The sequence below is a fragment of the Agreia sp. Leaf210 genome, from assembly GCF_001421485.1.
In the GTDB taxonomy this organism is placed as follows: Bacteria; Actinomycetota; Actinomycetes; order Actinomycetales; family Microbacteriaceae; genus Agreia.
In genome coordinates, this window is the sequence record NZ_LMKK01000002.1 from 174,260 (window position 1) to 191,429 (window position 17,170).

Annotated in this window: 21 protein-coding genes; 4 read left to right on the plus strand and 17 right to left on the minus strand. The window is 66.0% G+C overall.

Annotated features, from left to right (window positions below):
• Positions 1-6: 6 nt before the first annotated feature.
• Complete coding sequence (gene glmS, locus ASE64_RS06825; RefSeq protein WP_055778017.1) at positions 7-1,857, minus strand: glutamine--fructose-6-phosphate transaminase (isomerizing); 1,851 nt, start codon at positions 1,855-1,857, stop codon at positions 7-9.
• A gap of 48 nt (positions 1,858-1,905) precedes the next feature.
• On the opposite strand from glmS, the gene coaA reads away from it, so the two are divergent.
• Positions 1,906-2,862: a type I pantothenate kinase gene (coaA, locus tag ASE64_RS06830; RefSeq protein WP_055778020.1), complete on the plus strand. Its 957-nt coding sequence runs from the start codon at positions 1,906-1,908 to the stop codon at positions 2,860-2,862.
• Between the two features lie 12 nt (positions 2,863-2,874).
• Here coaA and ASE64_RS06835 read toward each other — a convergent pair whose 3' ends face one another.
• The 11 genes from ASE64_RS06835 to infA all read right to left on the minus strand — a co-directional run bounded on the left by ASE64_RS06835 (position 2,875) and on the right by infA (position 10,470).
• Positions 2,875-3,741: an SDR family oxidoreductase gene (locus ASE64_RS06835; protein WP_055778023.1), complete on the minus strand. Its 867-nt coding sequence runs from the start codon at positions 3,739-3,741 to the stop codon at positions 2,875-2,877.
• Positions 3,742-3,778: 37 nt separating this feature from the next.
• On the minus strand, positions 3,779-5,143 hold the full coding sequence (gene glmM, locus ASE64_RS06840; protein ID WP_055778026.1) for a phosphoglucosamine mutase: 1,365 nt from the start codon (positions 5,141-5,143) through the stop codon (positions 3,779-3,781).
• A 40-nt stretch (positions 5,144-5,183) separates the two neighbouring features.
• Positions 5,184-5,684 carry a 30S ribosomal protein S9 gene (rpsI, locus tag ASE64_RS06845; RefSeq protein ID WP_044440056.1) on the minus strand — a complete coding sequence of 167 codons (501 nt, stop codon included), beginning with the start codon at positions 5,682-5,684 and terminating at the stop codon, positions 5,184-5,186.
• Positions 5,685-5,734: 50 nt separating this feature from the next.
• Positions 5,735-6,181, minus strand: coding sequence for a 50S ribosomal protein L13 (gene rplM, locus ASE64_RS06850; RefSeq protein WP_044440054.1), 447 nt, complete (start codon positions 6,179-6,181; stop codon positions 5,735-5,737).
• Between the two features lie 207 nt (positions 6,182-6,388).
• Positions 6,389-7,234, minus strand: a complete 846-nt coding sequence (gene truA, locus ASE64_RS06855; RefSeq protein ID WP_055779709.1) for a tRNA pseudouridine(38-40) synthase TruA — start codon at positions 7,232-7,234, stop codon at positions 6,389-6,391.
• 92 nt (positions 7,235-7,326) lie between these two features.
• Positions 7,327-7,875 (minus strand): 50S ribosomal protein L17, encoded by a 549-nt coding sequence (rplQ, locus tag ASE64_RS06860; protein ID WP_055778029.1) that lies wholly within the window; start codon positions 7,873-7,875, stop codon positions 7,327-7,329.
• Between the two features lie 57 nt (positions 7,876-7,932).
• Complete coding sequence (locus ASE64_RS06865; protein ID WP_044440049.1) at positions 7,933-8,922, minus strand: DNA-directed RNA polymerase subunit alpha; 990 nt, start codon at positions 8,920-8,922, stop codon at positions 7,933-7,935.
• 154 nt (positions 8,923-9,076) lie between these two features.
• Positions 9,077-9,475, minus strand: a complete 399-nt coding sequence (rpsK, locus tag ASE64_RS06870; RefSeq protein WP_044440047.1) for a 30S ribosomal protein S11 — start codon at positions 9,473-9,475, stop codon at positions 9,077-9,079.
• A 51-nt stretch (positions 9,476-9,526) separates the two neighbouring features.
• Positions 9,527-9,901, minus strand: coding sequence for a 30S ribosomal protein S13 (gene rpsM / locus ASE64_RS06875; protein ID WP_055778034.1), 375 nt, complete (start codon positions 9,899-9,901; stop codon positions 9,527-9,529).
• Between the two features lie 145 nt (positions 9,902-10,046).
• Positions 10,047-10,163: a 50S ribosomal protein L36 gene (gene rpmJ / locus ASE64_RS06880; RefSeq protein WP_044440044.1), complete on the minus strand. Its 117-nt coding sequence runs from the start codon at positions 10,161-10,163 to the stop codon at positions 10,047-10,049.
• Positions 10,164-10,248: 85 nt separating this feature from the next.
• The gene (gene infA / locus ASE64_RS06885) at positions 10,249-10,470 is read right to left on the minus strand and encodes a translation initiation factor IF-1 (RefSeq protein WP_022883252.1); all 222 of its coding nucleotides are present in this window, start codon (positions 10,468-10,470) and stop codon (positions 10,249-10,251) included.
• A gap of 165 nt (positions 10,471-10,635) precedes the next feature.
• Here infA and ASE64_RS06890 point away from each other — a divergent pair, with 165 nt between their 5' ends.
• Positions 10,636-11,199, plus strand: a complete 564-nt coding sequence (locus ASE64_RS06890; protein ID WP_055778037.1) for a CDP-archaeol synthase — start codon at positions 10,636-10,638, stop codon at positions 11,197-11,199.
• A gap of 29 nt (positions 11,200-11,228) precedes the next feature.
• Here ASE64_RS06890 and ASE64_RS06895 read toward each other — a convergent pair whose 3' ends face one another.
• From ASE64_RS06895 to ASE64_RS06915, 5 genes are read right to left on the minus strand one after another with little or no spacing between them, the layout of a single operon-like run.
• Complete coding sequence (locus ASE64_RS06895) at positions 11,229-11,837, minus strand: hypothetical protein (protein WP_055778040.1); 609 nt, start codon at positions 11,835-11,837, stop codon at positions 11,229-11,231.
• A complete protein-coding gene (locus ASE64_RS06900) occupies positions 11,834-12,340 on the minus strand; it encodes a hypothetical protein (RefSeq protein ID WP_055778043.1) in 507 nt (168 codons plus the stop codon). Before ASE64_RS06900 ends, ASE64_RS06895 begins: the two co-directional genes overlap by 4 nt.
• Positions 12,328-12,942, minus strand: a complete 615-nt coding sequence (locus ASE64_RS06905) for a CDP-alcohol phosphatidyltransferase family protein (protein ID WP_055778046.1) — start codon at positions 12,940-12,942, stop codon at positions 12,328-12,330. Before ASE64_RS06905 ends, ASE64_RS06900 begins: the two co-directional genes overlap by 13 nt.
• Positions 12,929-15,361, minus strand: coding sequence for a PEP/pyruvate-binding domain-containing protein (locus ASE64_RS06910; protein WP_055778049.1), 2,433 nt, complete (start codon positions 15,359-15,361; stop codon positions 12,929-12,931). The genes ASE64_RS06905 and ASE64_RS06910 overlap by 14 nt, the downstream gene beginning before the upstream one ends.
• A complete protein-coding gene (locus tag ASE64_RS06915; protein WP_156351688.1) occupies positions 15,358-16,197 on the minus strand; it encodes a hypothetical protein in 840 nt (279 codons plus the stop codon). The genes ASE64_RS06910 and ASE64_RS06915 overlap by 4 nt, the downstream gene beginning before the upstream one ends.
• 12 nt (positions 16,198-16,209) lie before the next feature.
• Here ASE64_RS06915 and ASE64_RS06920 point away from each other — a divergent pair, with 12 nt between their 5' ends.
• Together ASE64_RS06920 and ASE64_RS06925 are read left to right on the plus strand one after the other, a co-directional pair.
• On the plus strand, positions 16,210-16,698 hold the full coding sequence (locus ASE64_RS06920; protein ID WP_055778054.1) for a hypothetical protein: 489 nt from the start codon (positions 16,210-16,212) through the stop codon (positions 16,696-16,698).
• A 24-nt stretch (positions 16,699-16,722) separates the two neighbouring features.
• The gene (locus tag ASE64_RS06925; RefSeq protein WP_055778057.1) at positions 16,723-17,169 is read left to right on the plus strand and encodes an SRPBCC family protein; all 447 of its coding nucleotides are present in this window, start codon (positions 16,723-16,725) and stop codon (positions 17,167-17,169) included.
• The last annotated feature ends 1 nt before the right edge of the window (position 17,170 follow it).

The following is a 17,170-nucleotide window of genomic DNA, read 5'->3' on the forward strand; positions in this document are numbered from 1 at the left end:
CGAGTCCTATTCGACGGTGACCGACTTGGCCAGGTTGCGTGGCTGGTCGACGTCGAGACCCTTCGCCGTCGCGAGCTCCATAGCGAAGATCTGCAACGGAATGACGGCGAGGAGCGGCTCGAACAGCGGGCCGGCCAGCGGAATGCGGAACACGTCTGATGCGTACGGGAGCACGGCCACGTCGCCCTCTTCGGCGATCGCGAGGACCTTCGCGCCGCGAGCCTTGATCTCCTGGATGTTCGACACGACCTTGGCGTGCAGCGAGTTGGGGTGACGCGGGCTCGGCACGACCACGAACACGGGCTGGCCCGGCTCGATCAGCGCGATCGGTCCGTGCTTGAGTTCGCCCGCCGCGAAGCCCTCGGCGTGGATGTACGCCAGCTCCTTGAGCTTCAACGCACCCTCCAGGGCTACGGGGAACCCGACGTGGCGGCCGAGGAAGAGGACGGCACGGGAGTCGCTCATCCAATTCGCCAGCTCGGTGATCTCGCCGTGCTGCTCGAGCACCCAGCGGATCTTGTCGGGAATGGCCTGGAGTTCGACGATGGACGTGGCGATCGTCTCCTCATCGAGCGAGGCGCGCACGCGGGCGAGATGCAGACCGAAGAGGTAGAGCGCCGTGATCTGCGCGATGAACGCCTTCGTCGACGCGACGGCCACCTCGGGGCCGGCGTGGGTGTAGATCACCGCGTCGGACTCTCGCGGAATCGTCGCGCCCTGGGTGTTGCAGATCGACAGCGTGCGGGCGCCCTTGGCCTTCGCCTCTTGAACGGCGACGAGGGTGTCCATCGTCTCACCGGACTGGCTGATGGAGATCACCAGGGTGGACTCGTTGACCACCGGGTCGCGGTAGCGGAACTCGTGCGAGAGCTCGACCTCGACGGGGATGCGGGCCCACTTCTCGATGGCGTACTTGCCGAGCATCGCCGAGTACGCCGCGGTGCCGCAGCCGAGGATCACGATGCGGTCGATCGAGGTGAGCAGCTCGTCGATGCCTTCGAGTTCGCCCAGAACGACGTGGTCGTTGTGGATGCGACCGAGGAGCGTATTGGAGACAGCCTCGGGCTGCTCGCTGATCTCCTTCGCCATGAAGCTCGACCAGCCGCCCTTCTCCACGGCGGAGGCATCCCACGACACCTCGTACTCGTGCGCCTCGACGCCGTTGCCCGCGAAGTCGGTGACGGAGACCGAGTCGGGTGTGATCGTGACGATCTGGTCCTGTCCGATCTCCATGGCACGGCGGGTGTGCTCGATGAAGGCGGCGACGTCTGATCCGAGGAAGTTCTCGCCGTCGCCCAGGCCGATGACCAGCGGCGAGTTGCGGCGCGCGCCGACGACGACGCCGGGCTCGTCCTGGTGCAGCGCCAGAAGCGTGAAGGCACCCTCGAGGCGCGCCACGACGCGGCCGAGCGCGGCGGCGAGGCCTCCCTCGCCCTCGAGGTACTCGCGACCGAGGAGCTTGGCGGCGACCTCGGTGTCTGTCTCGCTCTCGAAGGTGTAGCCGTCGGCGAGCAGCTCGTCGCGGAGTCCCGCGAAGTTCTCGATGATGCCGTTGTGGATGAGGGCAATGCGACCGTCCGCGCTCAGGTGCGGGTGCGCGTTGACGTCGGTGGGACCACCGTGCGTGGCCCAGCGTGTGTGACCGATGCCGGTACTGCCGTCGGTCAAGGCGGATGCCTCGAGGTCGGCCGCGAGGACGGCCAGCTTGCCGGCCCGCTTGCGCGTGACGAGCTCGCCCGACTCGGTGATGATCGCGACGCCGGCGGAGTCGTATCCGCGGTACTCGAGACGACCCAACCCGCCCATCAGAACATCGAGACTGGAGTTGTTACCGACATAACCTACGATTCCACACATCCCTCGAGTTTACGGCCTGGATGAGGCGTGGGGCACAATAGGTGATCTATGGCTGACACCGGGCACTCCCCCCAATCCACGGGCCACCCGACTCCCTTCCGCGACATCGCCCGCAGCGAATGGGCTGATCTGGCGCCCTCGACTCCCCAACCGCTCTCCGAGACAGAGATCGTTCAGCTGCGCGGACTCGGAGAGCCGCTCGACATGACCGAGGTCGCCGAGGTCTACCTGCCGCTCAGCCGTCTGCTCAACCTGTACGCGGCGGGAGCCAAGCGGCTGCACGCCTCGACCAGCGATTATCTCGGCGAGCGACAGACGGCCACACCGTTCGTCATCGGCGTCGCCGGCTCGGTGGCGGTCGGCAAGTCGACGATCGCTCGCCTGCTGCGCGAACTCCTGGCCCGGTGGTCGGACACACCCCGGGTCGAGCTGGTCGCCACCGACGGATTCCTGTACCCGAACGCCGAACTGAACCGTCGCGGCATCATGCACCGCAAGGGATTTCCCGAGTCGTACGACAGGCGCGCACTGCTGCGCTTCATCAGCGCCGTCAAGAGTGGGGTGCCCGAGGTACGCGCGCCGTTCTACTCGCACCTCGCATACGACATCGTGCCCGAGGCCCAGATCGTGGTGCGTCAGCCTGACATCCTCATCGTCGAGGGCCTGAACGTGCTGCAACCTCCCCAGCCCGGCCAGGGCCTTGCTGTGAGTGACCTGTTCGACTTCTCAATCTACGTGGATGCCCGCACCAGCGACATCGCCGCGTGGTACGTCGATCGCTTCCTGGCTCTCAAACGCGGGGCGTTCGCGAACCCGAACTCGTTCTTCCACCGCTACGCCGAGCTCAGCGACGACGACGCGCGTGCGACGGCGGCCGAGATCTGGCGCTCGATCAACGAACCGAATCTGGTGGAGAACATCCAGCCCACGAAGTCCCGCGCCACTCTGGTGCTGCGCAAGTCGTCGACGCACGCCGTCGACCGCGTGCTGCTGCGCAAGATCTGAGCGTCGCCGCGGTCACCTCAGCGAGAAGCCGCCGTCGCTCGTGAGCACCTGGCCGACCATCCATCGGCCCTCCTCCGAGACGAGCCACGCGATCAGGCGCGCGGGGTCGCTCGGCAGTCCGAAACGACCGAGCGGCATCGACCGCAGCACCTCCTGCTTGACCTCGGCCGGCCGGTCGGTCGGTTCCTCGTCGAGGTAGCCGGTGTTCACGGGGCCCGGATTCACGGTGTTCAGCAGAATCCCTCGAGCGAGGAGCTCGGCGGCGACCGTGGGGGTGATGCCCGCGAGAGCCGCCTTGCTCGTGGCATAAGCCACCTCGCCAGGCATCGGCCCTTCGTGCTGACCTGACGTCATCCAGATCACCCGGCCCGTGGATCGCTCGTCGATCGGTTCGGTCAGGTGAGGCCCGGACGGGATAGGGCCGAACTGCTCGGCGAAGTACCGGGTCAGCAGTAGTGTCGAGCGCGCGTTGACCGCCCAGTGGGCGTCGAGGCTCTCCGCCGTCATGTCGAAGATGGAGCCGTCTCCACCGCTCTGCGCGTGATTGCAGATGAGGATATCGAGATGACCGAAGGCATCGACCGCGGCCTCGATCAGGCGCCGAGGCGCCGTAGGCTCGGCGAGGTCGAGGCCCCAGTCACCGAAGTCCGCACTCGGAGTCAGGGCGGAACGGATCGCCGCCCGGACGGAGTCGATGTCGTCTGCACCCCACGGCTGATCGGCATCGTGGGCCGAGTAGTGCTGCACGAAGACACTCGCGCCGAGCTCCGCGAGCCGCCGACTCACCCCGAGCCCGATGCCGCGGTGACGCGACACCCCGGTGATCAGAGCCGTGCGACCTGCGAGCGGAAAAGAAGACGGATCGACGGTCGTGTTCATCACGCCAGGCTACGCCGGGCGCGGGTTCAGCGGGAAGTCAGAGACCGAGGCGGTCGCGAACGACGTCGGCCAGCGAGTGCGCGATGCGATCTGCCGTGCCTTGATCGGCAGCCTCGACCATCACACGGACGAGCGGCTCCGTGCCGGACTTCCGAAGCAGCACCCGACCCGTGTCGCCGAGTTCGGCCTCTGCGCTGCGCACGGCCTCGGCGAGCACCTCGTCTGTGTGCACGGCGTGGTGGTCGACATTCTTGACGTTGACCATGATCTGCGGGAACACAGTCATGACCTCGGCCAGTTCGGCGAGCGTCTTGCCGCGCCACGCCATCTCGGCGACGAGATGGAGGCCGGTGAGGATGCCGTCGCCCGTCGTGCCGAAGTCGCTCATGATCACGTGACCGGACTGCTCGCCACCCAGCGAGTAGTTGTGGGCGTTCATCTCTTCGAGGACGTAGCGATCGCCGACACTCGTCTGGATGACCTCGATGCCGTTCTGGCGCATGGCCACCAGCAGGCCCAGATTGCTCATGACCGTGGCCACGAGGGTGCTGTCGCGCAGCGCGCCCCGTTCGTTCATGCCGATCGCGAGGATCGCCATGATCTGGTCGCCGTCGACGATCTTTCCGTCGCGGTCGACCGCCAGGCAGCGGTCTGCGTCGCCATCGTGAGCGATACCCACGTCGGCGCCGTGCAGAAGAACCGCTTCGGCGAGCTTGTCGAGGTGGGTCGAGCCCACACCGTCGTTGATGTTGAGGCCGTCGGGATCGTCACCGATCACGGTGACGCGAGCACCCGCATCCGTGAAGACCTGGGGCGAGACGCCCGCTGCGGCGCCGTTGGCGCAGTCGAGAACGACGTGCAGCCCGTCGAGGCGATGCGGGAGGCTGGCAAGCAGGTGGACCACGTAGCGGTCCTCGGCATCGGCGAATCGGCGGATGCGGCCGACATCTTTGCCCGTGGGAGCTTTCTTGGGGCCTGACATCGCCGCCTCGATGCGGTCTTCGACCTCGTCGGGCAGCTTGGTGCCGCCGCGAGCGAAGATCTTGATGCCGTTGTCGGGAGCCGGGTTGTGCGAGGCCGACACCATGAAGCCGAAGTCGGCATCGATGTCGGCGATGAGGAACGCGATCGCGGGCGTCGGGATGACCCCCGCGTCGAGCACGTCGACGCCGGAACTCGCCAGACCGGCCGCTACGGCCGCGGAGATGAATTCGCCCGAGATGCGGGGGTCGCGAGCGACCACCGCAACAGGACGCCTCCCCGTCGCCGCGCGAGCGGCCGCACTGCGCCCTTGGCCGAGAACCACCGCGGTGGCTTGAGCGAGAGAGAGTGCGAGGTCGGCGGTGAGATCGGCGTTCGCGAGTCCGCGAACGCCGTCTGTGCCGAACAGACGGGGAGGCATTGTGGTGCTGTCTTTTAGAGCAGTCGACGGACGACTGCGATTAGCGCTTCGAGAACTGAGGAGCCTTGCGGGCCTTCTTGAGACCGGCCTTCTTGCGCTCCTTGACGCGAGCATCGCGGCTGAGGAAGCCCGCCTTCTTCAGCGTCGCGCGGTTGTTCTCTTCGTCGATCTCGTTGAGCGCACGAGCGATGCCCAGGCGCAGTGCGCCGGCCTGGCCCGAGGGGCCACCGCCGGAGATCTTCGCGACGACGTCGTAGCTGCCCAGGAGGTCGAGCACCTTGAACGGGTCGGTGATCAGCTGCTGGTGCAGCTTGTTCGGGAAGAAGTCGGCGAACTCACGGCTGTTGACCGTGATGGTGCCGGCACCGGGAACGAGGCGCACGCGGGCGATGGCCTGCTTGCGGCGGCCGACGGCCGCGCCCGAAACGGTGAGCGCGGGGCGCGGGGCGGCCTGTGCGGCTGCCTCGGCGGGCGTCTCGGTGGAATAGCTCTGCTGCTCCTCGGTGGGAGCAACGTCAATCTGGTCTGCGATCTTCGCCACGATGGTTACGAATCCTTAGCTTGTCTTAGAAGAAGTGTCTGGGCCGGTCGCTACTGGGCGACCTGGTCGAGGGTGTACGGCGTCGGCTGCTGGGCAGCGTGAGGGTGCTCGGAGCCGGTGTACACCTTGAGCTTCGTCAGCTGGGCGCGACCGATCGAGTTCTTCGGGAGCATTCCACGAACAGCCTTCTCGATTGCGCGAGTCGGGTTCTTCTCGAGGAGCTCGGCGTACGTCACCGACGACAGTCCGCCCGGGTAACCCGAGTGGCGGTATGCCAACTTCTGCGCGAGCTTCTTACCCGTGAGGGCGACCTTCTCGGCGTTGATGATGATGACGAAGTCACCCATGTCCATGTGGGGGGTGAAGGTGGCCTTGTTCTTGCCGCGGAGGATGACCGCTGCGTGGCTGGCGAGGCGGCCGAGGACTACGTCTTCGGCGTCGATGATGACCCAGTTACGGGTGACCTCGCTGATCTTGGGGGAATAAGTGCGCGTCACAGTATTACTGCTTTCTTTGTCGAAATGAGGAGTCCGTGAAATCCCACTCCGGTGGCGTGTTCCTCAATCGACTGAAGTCGACCACGGGCAAGAAGCCCGGGAACGCGGCCCGTGGAGGGCTCAAGTTCGGGCGCCACACGAAGCTGCGTGGACACCAAGAATCGACACTAGCCTATTTGTGCCCTCGCCGCGACTCCTCGGCCCGGTTCACGCCCGTCTGGCGCGAGTCTGAACGGCACGGTCTGCGAGACCGGATGCCTCGGGGTAGCCCACTTCACGCAGGATCAGGCCGCGCGCCGGCATGACTTTGAACGCACTCGTGCGCTCGAGGGCGTCGCTCAGCGAGACGAGCTCGCTCGTGTCGAAACGCCCCTCCCCCACTGCGACACACGCCCCCACCAGGGCCCGCACCATGCTGTGGCAGAACGCGTCGGCCTGCAGCCTCGACACCAGTACCCCCTCGTCGTCGCGCTGCCAGGTGAAGGACTGCAGGGAACGGATCGTCGTCGCGCCCTCTCTCGGCTTGCAGAACGAGGCGAAGTCACGCAGCCCGAGCAGGCTCTGCGCGGCAGCGTGCATCAGATCTACGTCGAGGGAGCCCGTGTACGCGGCGGTGAACGTGCGCTCCAGCGGATTGCGCTCGGTCGACGCGTCGGCAAGACGGTACTCGTAACGACGCCACGTCGCCGCGAACCGCGCGTCGAAGTGCTCGTCGGCCGGCGCGCTCGAGGTGACCACGACATCCGATGTCGAACCGAGCACGCCGTTGATACGACGAGCCAGAGCCGCTGGCGCAACCCGACCGGCCTGGGCCGGCGTCAGGTCGAGGTGGGCGACCTGCCCCGTGGCGTGCACCCCGGCATCCGTTCGACCGGCCACCACGAGCAGAGGTGCGGGCCCGTGGCGGTGGTAGATGGTGTCGAGAGCGTCTTCGAGAACACCCTGCACCGTGCGCAGAGTGGGCTGCTTCGCCCAACCGGAGAATGCCGTGCCGTCGTAGGCGATGCCCAGGCGAACACGAATGAGTTCATCGGCACTCGGGATGAGCGTCATATCGGTTCTCCGGTCGGTCGTGTCTACGAGCATAGAACGCGAGAACGCCCCGTCATCCGAGTGGATGGCGGGGCGTTCTCAGCTGGTGCTGACTACTTGGTGTCGTCGGCCTTGTCGGCGGCGTCGGCCTCGACCTCGGCGGCGGCGTCGGTGACGACCTCGTCTTCGATCGGTGCGCTCTGCTCGACGGTATCGGTCTCATCGACCGGTGCGTCTTCGACAGGGGCTGCGACGGGAGCGTCGGCAACCTTCTTCGACTTGGACTTCGACGGCGTCTTCACGACGGGCTCGAGTACGAGCTCGATCTGGACCATCGAAGCGTTGTCGCCCTTGCGGAATCCGAGCTTCGTGATGCGGGTGTAGCCACCCTCGCGCTCGGCGACGAGCGGAGCGATCTCGGTGAAGAGCTCGTGCACGACGCTCTTGTCGCCGATGACGCCGAGGACGCGACGACGAGCGTGCAGGTCTCCGCGCTTGGCGAACGTGATCAGGCGCTCGGCGACCGGACGAAGGCGCTTGGCCTTGGTCTCGGTGGTCTTGATGCTCTTGTGGGTGAAGAGGGCGGCAGCCAGGTTGGCGAGCAGCAGGCGCTCGTGCGCCGGTCCGCCACCGAGACGGGGTCCCTTGGTGGGCTTAGGCATGGTGTTTCTCCAGAATCAGTTCAGGTAAGTAGGTTCGTGTCGACGTACAGCGCGCGACTAGATGTTCTCGTCGTCGTAGCCGCCGTAGAAGTGGGCTCCGTCGAAACCGGGAACCGTGTCCTTCAGCGACAGGCCAAGCTCAACGAGCTTGTCCTTGACCTCATCCACCGACTTCTGTCCGAAGTTGCGGATGTTCATGAGCTGGGTCTCACTCAGGGCGACCAGTTCGCTCACCGTGTTGATTCCCTCACGCTTGAGGCAGTTGTACGAACGCACGCTCAGGTCGAGGTCTTCGATCGGAACAGCGAGCTCGCTGGAGAGGACGGCGTCGACCGGCGCGGGGCCGATCTCGATGCCCTCTGCGGCGGTGTTCAGCTCGCGGGCGAGGCCGAAGAGCTCGGTCAGCGTGCGGCCGGCCGATGCGATGGCGTCGCGCGGCGTGATGGCGTTCTTCGTCTCGACGTCGACGACCAGACGGTCGAAGTCGGTGCGCTCACCGGCACGAGTCGCCTCGACGCGGTAGGTCACCTTGAGCACGGGCGAGTAGATCGAGTCGACCGGGATCTGGCCGGCTTCGGAGAACTCGCTGCGGTTCTGAGTGGCGGAGACGTAGCCGCGACCGCGCTCGATGATGAGCTCGAGCTCGAACTTCGCCTTCTCGTTGAGCGTCGCGATGACGAGCTCGGGGTTGTGGATCTCGACACCGGCCGGGGCCGAGATGTCTGCAGCCGTGACCTGGCCCGACGCGTGCTTGCGCAGGTAGGCGGTGATCGGCTCGTCGTGCTCGCTCGAGACGACCAGTCCCTTGATGTTCAGGATGATCTCGGTGACGTCTTCTTTCACACCGGGGATCGTCGAGAACTCGTGCAGAACGCCGTCGAGACGGATGCTGGTGACAGCGGCTCCGGGGATCGACGAGAGCAGGGTGCGACGAAGCGAGTTGCCGAGCGTGTAACCGAAACCGGGTTCCAGGGGCTCGATGACGAACCGCGAGCGGAATTCGGAGATGTTTTCTTCGGTGAGCGTGGGGCGCTGTGCAATAAGCACTATTGATTCCTTTCGGCCAGATGTCCGCTATATGACACCTTGCAGTGACAACCGGGTGGCGGGCCCGGCTGGTTATTGAGTTATGAAACCACGTACAACCCGGAGATCGGAGAACGAGGCACAAGCCTCGTTCTCCGATCAGCGGTTGGCTTAGCTAGACGCGACGGCGCTTCGGCGGGCGGCAACCGTTGTGCGCCTGCGGGGTGACGTCGTTGATCGATCCGACCTCGAGGCCAGCGGCCTGCAGCGAGCGGATGGCGGTCTCGCGACCCGATCCCGGTCCCTTGACGAAGACGTCGACCTTCTTGACGCCGTGCTCCTGAGCCTGGCGCGCGGCCGACTCGGCGGAGAGCTGCGCGGCGAAGGGAGTCGACTTACGCGATCCCTTGAAGCCGACGGTTCCCGACGAAGCCCAGCTCAGCACAGCACCCTGGGGGTCGGTGATGGTGACGATGGTGTTGTTGAACGTCGACTTGATGTGGGCCTGGCCCACGGCGATGTTCTTCTTCTCTTTACGACGCGGCTTACGAGCGGCCGATTTTGGTGCTGCCATTGTTTTCTCCTAAAACGTTTATGGCGATGCGTGAGGCTCTGGGGCCTCTCGCTATCGGGCCTTCTTCTTGCCGGCGACGGTGCGCTTCGGGCCCTTGCGGGTGCGAGCGTTGGTCTTGGTGCGCTGTCCGTGAACGGGCAGGCCACGACGGTGACGGACACCCTGGTAGCTTCCGATCTCGACCTTGCGGCGGATGTCTGCTGCGACCTCGCGACGAAGGTCACCTTCTACCTTGAAGTTGCCTTCGATGTAGTCGCGCAGCGCGATGAGCTGGTCATCGCTGAGATCCTTGACTCGGATGTCGCCCGAGATGTCGGTGTCGGCCAGAGTCTTCAGCGCACTGGTGCGGCCGACTCCGTAGATGTAGGTGAGTGCGACTTCCACGCGCTTGTCGCGCGGAATGTCTACGCCTGCTAGACGTGCCATGGTGGTGGCTCCTGTTGGTGAGTGGAGGTCTGCAGCAGAACCGGTGCCGCGGCCTCCGACCGCGGGTGTCCCCGATCAGCCTCTCGGCCGATCGGATCTGGTTCTGCTGTTGTGTTGTGAGGGTGAAACGGGTGGAGCTGGCTGCTTAGCCCTGGCGCTGCTTGTGGCGCGGGTTGCTCTTGCAGATGACCATCACGTTGCCGTTGCGACGAATGACACGGCAGTGCTCGCACATCGGCTTGACGCTGGGGTTGACCTTCATGGTGATTCCTTGCTTTCGCTGTCTTCGTACCCGGGGGATGCCCCGGGCCGTTACTTTCCAGCGATCAACATCGCTCGAATGAGCGTTACTTGTAGCGGTAGACGATCCGACCGCGGGTCAGGTCGTATGGGCTCAGCTCTACGATCACCCGGTCCTCAGGGAGGATTCGGATGTAGTGCTGACGCATCTTGCCCGAAATGTGGGCGAGTACTTTGTGTCCGTTGGTCAGCTCAACACGAAACATCGCGTTGGGCAGAGCCTCGACCACTGCGCCTTCGATCTCGATGACACCGTCTTTTTTGGCCATTACTCACTATCGCTAAAGTTATTGATTGCTGGTCGTGCGTTTGGATGGGTGATCGCGCCGAGAAATACCCGAACGCGGCACGCCGAAAAGGGCGTACAAACACCAAAGATCGAGCTTAGGTGATATGAGCCTTTCTGGCAAGTCGCTCCCGGTACGATTCAGGGGATGCCCGCCCTCGTCTTCGCCTCCCAACTCGCCTCGCTGCTCGCCATCGTCCTCGTGCCCGGAGTGATGCTCATCGTCGTGCTGAAGAAGGGGTGGATGCGACGGCTCGCCGTTCCACTCGATGCCGACGCGACGTGGCGCGACGGCCGCCCGCTCTTCGGCCCCACGAAGACCTGGCTCGGCGTCGTCATCTACGTCGGTGGCGCGATGATCGTTGCGGGAATCCTGGGCCATCCCGACCTGGGCGAATGGGTCGCGCCGGTCTTGCGAGGGTCTCGATCCGTCGCGATCGGATTCCTGCTCGGCCTCGTCTATGTCGTCGGCGAACTGCTGAACAGTTTCGTCAAGAGACGCGTCGGCATCGCATCGAGCACCGAGACGACGTCGAGGTGGCGACCGGTGCAGCGGGCGGCCGACCTCGCCGATGGAATCGTCGCGGTGTCGGTGCTTCTCATCGCTCTGGGCTCCTCTCCCCTGCTCGTCGCGGCCACTGCATTGGTCGGTGTCGCGGTGCACGCGGGCACCGACGTCGTGATGCACCGGCTGCGACTCAAGTCGCGCTGATCCGCGCCGGCCCTCAATCACCGCGCGAGTCACAGAACGGCGAGAAGTGCCGCCGCGACGAGCGGGATGCTGATGTTGTCGGTGCCCAGCGGCGAGTAGCGCTCCGTCGCCGTGGCGAGGAGGGCGACGACGATCACGGGAACGAGGCCGAACCCGCAGAGAGCGAGCACGATGACACTCACTCCGAGAAAAGCCCCAGACCCCCACCACGTCTTGCGACTCGAGCGCAGGTAGTCGCCGACCAGCCCGGCGGCGACATCCGCCAGGCCCAGAATGAGCACCGCCGCCACGAAGACCGCGGCGTCGCTCCCGCCGAGGAGGGCGGCGACGCCGATTCCCAGGGGCAGGTAGACGTCACCGAGCGATCTGCGGCGAACCTTGTGGATCGAGGTGAAGACATGGAAATGCCGCGAGAGCCACATGAGCGCCGCGAAGACGACCGAGCACACGATGAAGAGCCAGAACGGCAGGACGGCGTGCACGAGGAGAGCGAAGAGACAGGCGAGAACGTGGGCGACGCGACGAGTGATCTCCGTCGGAACGTTCCGGGTTCGCACGAGGCGCTCGAGCACGACGAACGACGCGGCGAGCCCCACGGTGGCCGCGCCGAAGATCAGGGCGCCAGACAGCCCGCTCACAGTCCGGGCCTCGTCCAAGTGAGATAGATGGGCGTGGCCTCGCTGGTGTGCCGAGCCACAGCCGCGAGTCGCATGGGGCTGAGTCGACGAAGCAGAAAAGTACCGTGCGACAGAGCGATCACGCGCCCGAGGCTCGCCCGCTCGAACCCGTACGACCGCTGAAGCCAGTCGGCGAAGCCGGGCCTGAACGTCACGGCGACGGCGTGCCTGTCGATCTCGAGAAGCTGCGCCAGCATCCGGTCGAAGATCTCGCCCGTGCGCAACCGGCTCTCGACGAAGAGATAGCCGAGCTCGTGCGCGCCCCCCGCGCCCGGCTCGGAGAGGAACCAGCCCACCACGCGCCCGTCATCCGTCGCGACGGCGAGGCGTCGCCCGCGCAACGCACGACGGAGCTGCCGGGCGCTCCGCTCCGACACCTCGGGATGCGCACGGGCGATCGATCGGATCTCGTCGGCGAGGGCACCGTGGCGCTCTGCCGCGAACGACGTGGCTACGTCAACCACAGGAGCGAGCCGACGGCCAACGGCACGACGAGGGCCGCCCACCAGATCTGCCGCCCGGTCTTGCGGATGCGGATCAACGAGAGCTGCAGGATCGAGAGCACGATCAGCGCCGCCGCCGCCACCCACGGCAGCCACCCGGCGTCGGGCCAGAGCTCCGTGAGAATGAGGAAGACGATCGCGCAGAGCGATAGATGGCACACCACGATGCCCCGGTAGTACTTGATGAGCTCGTCGTCGGTGAATCCTTCGATGTTGAACCGGATGAGCCGCAGGATTCCGGTGGCCACGATCACGAAGCCGAGAGCCCAGCCCGCCACGCCCGGAATGATGTGGAAGCCGACGAGCACGGCGGCGTAGAGCGAGTAGTTGATGACGTCGATGAAGCTGTCGAGCTGTCGCCCGAACTCGCTCGAGACCCCGAGACGGCGGGCGACGAAGCCGTCGAGCATGTCGAGCAGGAACGCCCCCAGGGCGAACAGAACACTCACGCGGAGTGAGCCCGATACGGCGAGGCCGATCGCCACCCAGGCCGCGAGGAGGCTGGCGAGAGACACGGCACCGGCGGGCCCGATGGCCTTCAGCCAGTAACTAGAGCGCGGCATCGATGTCCCCCGTCGTTCCGTTGATCGTGATGACCTGCCCCGTGCTCAGCGCGTCGACGGCGCCCATTGCAGCGACGACCGCGGGCATGCCCAGTTCTCGGGCGATGATCGCGACGTGGGACAGCGCGTTGCCTCGCTCTGTCACGACACCGGCGGCCTGCACGAACAGAAGTGTCCAGCCCGGGTCGATATGACTCGTCACGAGGATCTTGCCGCGCACGTCGATGGTCGGATCGAACGCGTGCACGACGATCACTTCCGCGGTGAGCATTCCGGGGGACACACCCATGCCCGCTGCCATGCCCGAGGCCGACCGCTGCTCGTCGTCGCGCAGCTCGGCAGGCGCGATGAGACCAGAGCCCACGACCCGACGCGCCAGCGAGCGCTGCTCGAACGCCCCGAATTCCCCCCTGCGCCGGGCAACCGTCGCGCGGGGATCCGAGTTCCACGCGTGGCCGAATACGGCCTCGTCGAGCTCCTGCTCGGTGAGCCAGAACACATCGTCGGCCGCCTCGAGCATCTCGGCGTCGACCAGCCGCTGCCCCAGCGCCAGATACGCCGCGCGTGCGAGACCGTAGACCTGGGCCCTGTTGAACCGGAACCGTTCCCGCCAGTCGATGGCCTGGCGGGTGTTGCGGCCGATGAACCGCGTGCCGAACCGGCCCTTGATCGACCGGGCCGAGGCATCCACGGGCGGCCGCCCGGCGGGGTCGGTGCCGAGCGCCAGCGCGAGAAGCGAGCCGTAGTCGTCGGCGAGGCGCGGGTTCTCGAGCTGCAGCTCGTCGGGCGCCCGCCCGCCGAAGCGCGCGAGATAGTCGTCGACCAGCGCGCGCGTCGCCGTCCAGTCGGGCGATGACAGGATGCCGTCGGCCGTCGCCGTGGCGCCGTGGCGTTCGCGCAGCTGGTTGCCGAGAACGCCGAGCGCCGTGAGGGGCGCGATCGACGCCCTGTCGCTGAGCCCGTGCAGATAGCCGAGGTAGTCGGCGTGCTGCTCCGGCCCGAAACTGTAGGTCTTGAGCAGCCCGTGGAAGATCATGACGCGCAGGTCGTTGAACACGGGCGTCGCCCACAGGGTGAGCAGTTCACTGCGCATCGTCTCGAGTGTCGAGAGGATCGCGTCGGCGTGCAACGTGTTCCAGTCGACGGCCTCGAACCTCTTCAGACGCTTCTGAAAGGTGCGACGGAATCCGTGCGACATCGAATTCGACCGCAGGAGAAGGAACCCGAGCCTGCCCACGAGCGGGGCCATGGTGATCGCACCCCTCAGGCCCAGGCGACGCCGCGGGGCGTCGCCGGGAGTGCGCTGAGGCTGCAGCATCGCGGAGAAGAACGCCTGATTACTACTCGGCCCGGGAATCAGTCGCACCATCTCGTACCAGTTGTCGATCTGGTAGTAGACGTGCCCGCCGAGGTAGCCGAGGGTGTTGCGAAAGACCTGCTGCTTCGCATCCAGAACCTTCTGGTTCACGCCGAGCTTGCGGAAGAACGCGGGATAGACGCGTGAGTAGAGGCCTCGGATGAACGAATAGGTGAGCGGCAGCGTGATGCCGGGATAGTTCTCGGCGATATTCGTGCAGTCCCACGCCAGCTCGTAGTCGAGCGCGACCGTGGTCTGAGGGCGCAGCTGAAGCAGGGCGAGTCGGTTTCCGCACGCAGCCCACTCGATGTCGACCGGTCGACGGTTGCGCGCCTCGCTCTCGTTCGCGATGTCGAGCAGCCGCACGGGTGCGGGAAGACCGGTCGGCCAGTCGGCGACTTTGGACGCGCGCAGTTCGAGAGCGTTCTCACCCTCGACGGTGGTGTTGCGGGCGGTCGGGGTCCAGGCGAGAGTGAGCTCGCCGCGGCCGTTCTCGCTGAACAGCACTCCGCTGGTCGTCCCGACGAACATCTGCTGCACGACGATCGATCCGCCGATGTCGAGAGATTCGATCCCCCGGGCCCGCGCATAGGCGGCAACACGCGCAGAGAACAGGCTGGCGACCGACGTGACGATCGCGTCGCCGATGGCATTCCGCTGCACCGGCACATCGAGCGAGGTCTCGTACTGACCCGCGAACGAGTGTTCCGCCCCGTCCTCCGCGAGCGCCGAGGTGCGCACGCTGACCGAACCCCAGCCTCCGCACGACGCGAGGCCTGCGTCGACGACATCGTCGACGAGGGCGATGGATGCGACGAGTCGCGCCGATCGCTCGGCGTACGTCGCGTCGTCGACGCCACCGGCGCAGTACTCGGCGACGAGCGCGTGCGCCGCGGCACGCAATCCCGGCCAGTTCCCGACGAGGTCGCCGAGAGGGAGCACGATGAACGGGGGCACGAGACCCGGGTAGAGACGGTCGAGCTCGACCAAGCCGAGGGCCTTGCTGCCGATCGAGGGGCCGGATACCGCGGCCGAGTCGGTCACGATGGTCGACGCGCTCACGCGAGCATCGCCGCCGCCTGCAGCGGGAGGTGAATGGCGACGACGGCGGTGACCCAGCGATCCGACCCAGGACGCACCAACAGGGCGACAGCGGAGACGGCGGCGACCACGGGCGAGGCGACACCCGCACCGGCTGCCAGCGCGAGGATTCCACTCAGAACGACCAGCATGACCATCGCCCCCAGCGTACGGCCCCTCCCCCAGACGGCAGAATACGTGTCGAGCACCACCGACCCGCTGGTGTCGAAACGCGGGCTGAACTTACGCGCCAGCTCGACCGAGACGAACAGCGCGGTGCACGCGAGTATGCCGGCGACCGTCTGCCAGCTCGCGGCCGCGCCCAGCACCACGGCGACCCAGGCGAACACGGGCAGGTAGATCGCCTCGTGCAGGAGGAACGACAGGGTGAAGTGCCGCTCGAGCCAAGCGCCCGCGAAGAACTCAAATACGGTGAGAGCCGAGTAGGCGAGAACCGCGAGATAGAGCAGAAAACCGACAGCACCGCCGAGCAGCATCGCGCAGAGCACTTCGGCCAGGAAAGCGCCGATGCCGATGCCGAGGAGGGTGCGAGGCGAGATGACTCCGCGCTGCACTGGCCGGTCGGGATAGACGGCACTGTCGTGCGCGAAGTCCTTCCATTCGTCGGTCACCCGATAGCGCAGCAGGAGCGCGAGGTACATCACGAAGAGCAGGATCGCGGTCGTCCACACGTCGTTGGCGTACGCGCCGGCTGAACGGCCGAACATGCCGAGGGCCGCCGCGGCGAAGGCGGCCGACATCAGGGCGACGAGGGCAAGAGGAAAACGCTCGCGTAGATAAATCCACGCGCCCCTCATAGTGTTGTGCCGATGGTCATCGTCTCCGTATGTGCGTTCGGCGCCGTTGTGGCGATCCTGGCGCACCTCGTGATTCTCCCCCTGGCGAAGCGCCGACCCGTTCTCCTCCGCGGGGCGGAGGCCTACGCGCTGGGAGCCTTGGCCATTGTAGCCGTGGCGTTTCTCAGCATCGGAACGCTGCCGGTGCTGCTGTTGCTCGTCGCGCAGCTGGTCGTCGCCCGCATCTGGAGGCCCTGGCTGGTGATCGGACTCGCGACCGAGCAGGTGCTGGCGGCCGTGGTCAAGGCATCCACGATGGTGCGCGTCAAACGTCTGGTCGTCGACGACCGCACCTTCGTGATGGGCGAGCGATCGACTCTGATCGTGCGCACCGTCGCGCCCCGCATCCAGGCGGTCACGGTTCGCGTGAGCGCCTCGAACGACACCGGCCTCAAAAAGATCGCCCTCTTCCGCAACGTGTTACGCAAGACTGTTCAGAACTACTCCCTCGGTCGAAGCTGACCGGCAACGAAGGAAGGAACCGCAATGGCCAGCGCCAAAGCACTCATCGTCATCCGCAAGCCCGTCTCCGAGGTGTTCGAGTACACCGCGAGCGCAGAGAACGGCCCGGCGTTCATCCCGAATCTCAACGAGAACACGAACATCACGCCCGAGAAGGCCGGCGTCGACCAGACGTTCGACTGGCGCTTCAACATGGCGGGCGCAGATCTTCGAGGCAAGGCCGAGGGCATCGCGTTCGACGTCGACAAGAAGGTCACCCTGCGCCTCACCGGCGATGTGAACGCCACGTGGGACTACACGTTCGAGGACCTCGGCGATGGCACCACGCGCATCACCACCGAGATCCTCTACGAGATCGAGCCGACCGTGTTGCAGAAGGTGGTGAACGCCGCTCTGCTCGACCGCATCAACCAGAACACGATCGAGCAGATGTTCGACAACCTCAAGCTGATCCTCGAGAGCGACGACTGAG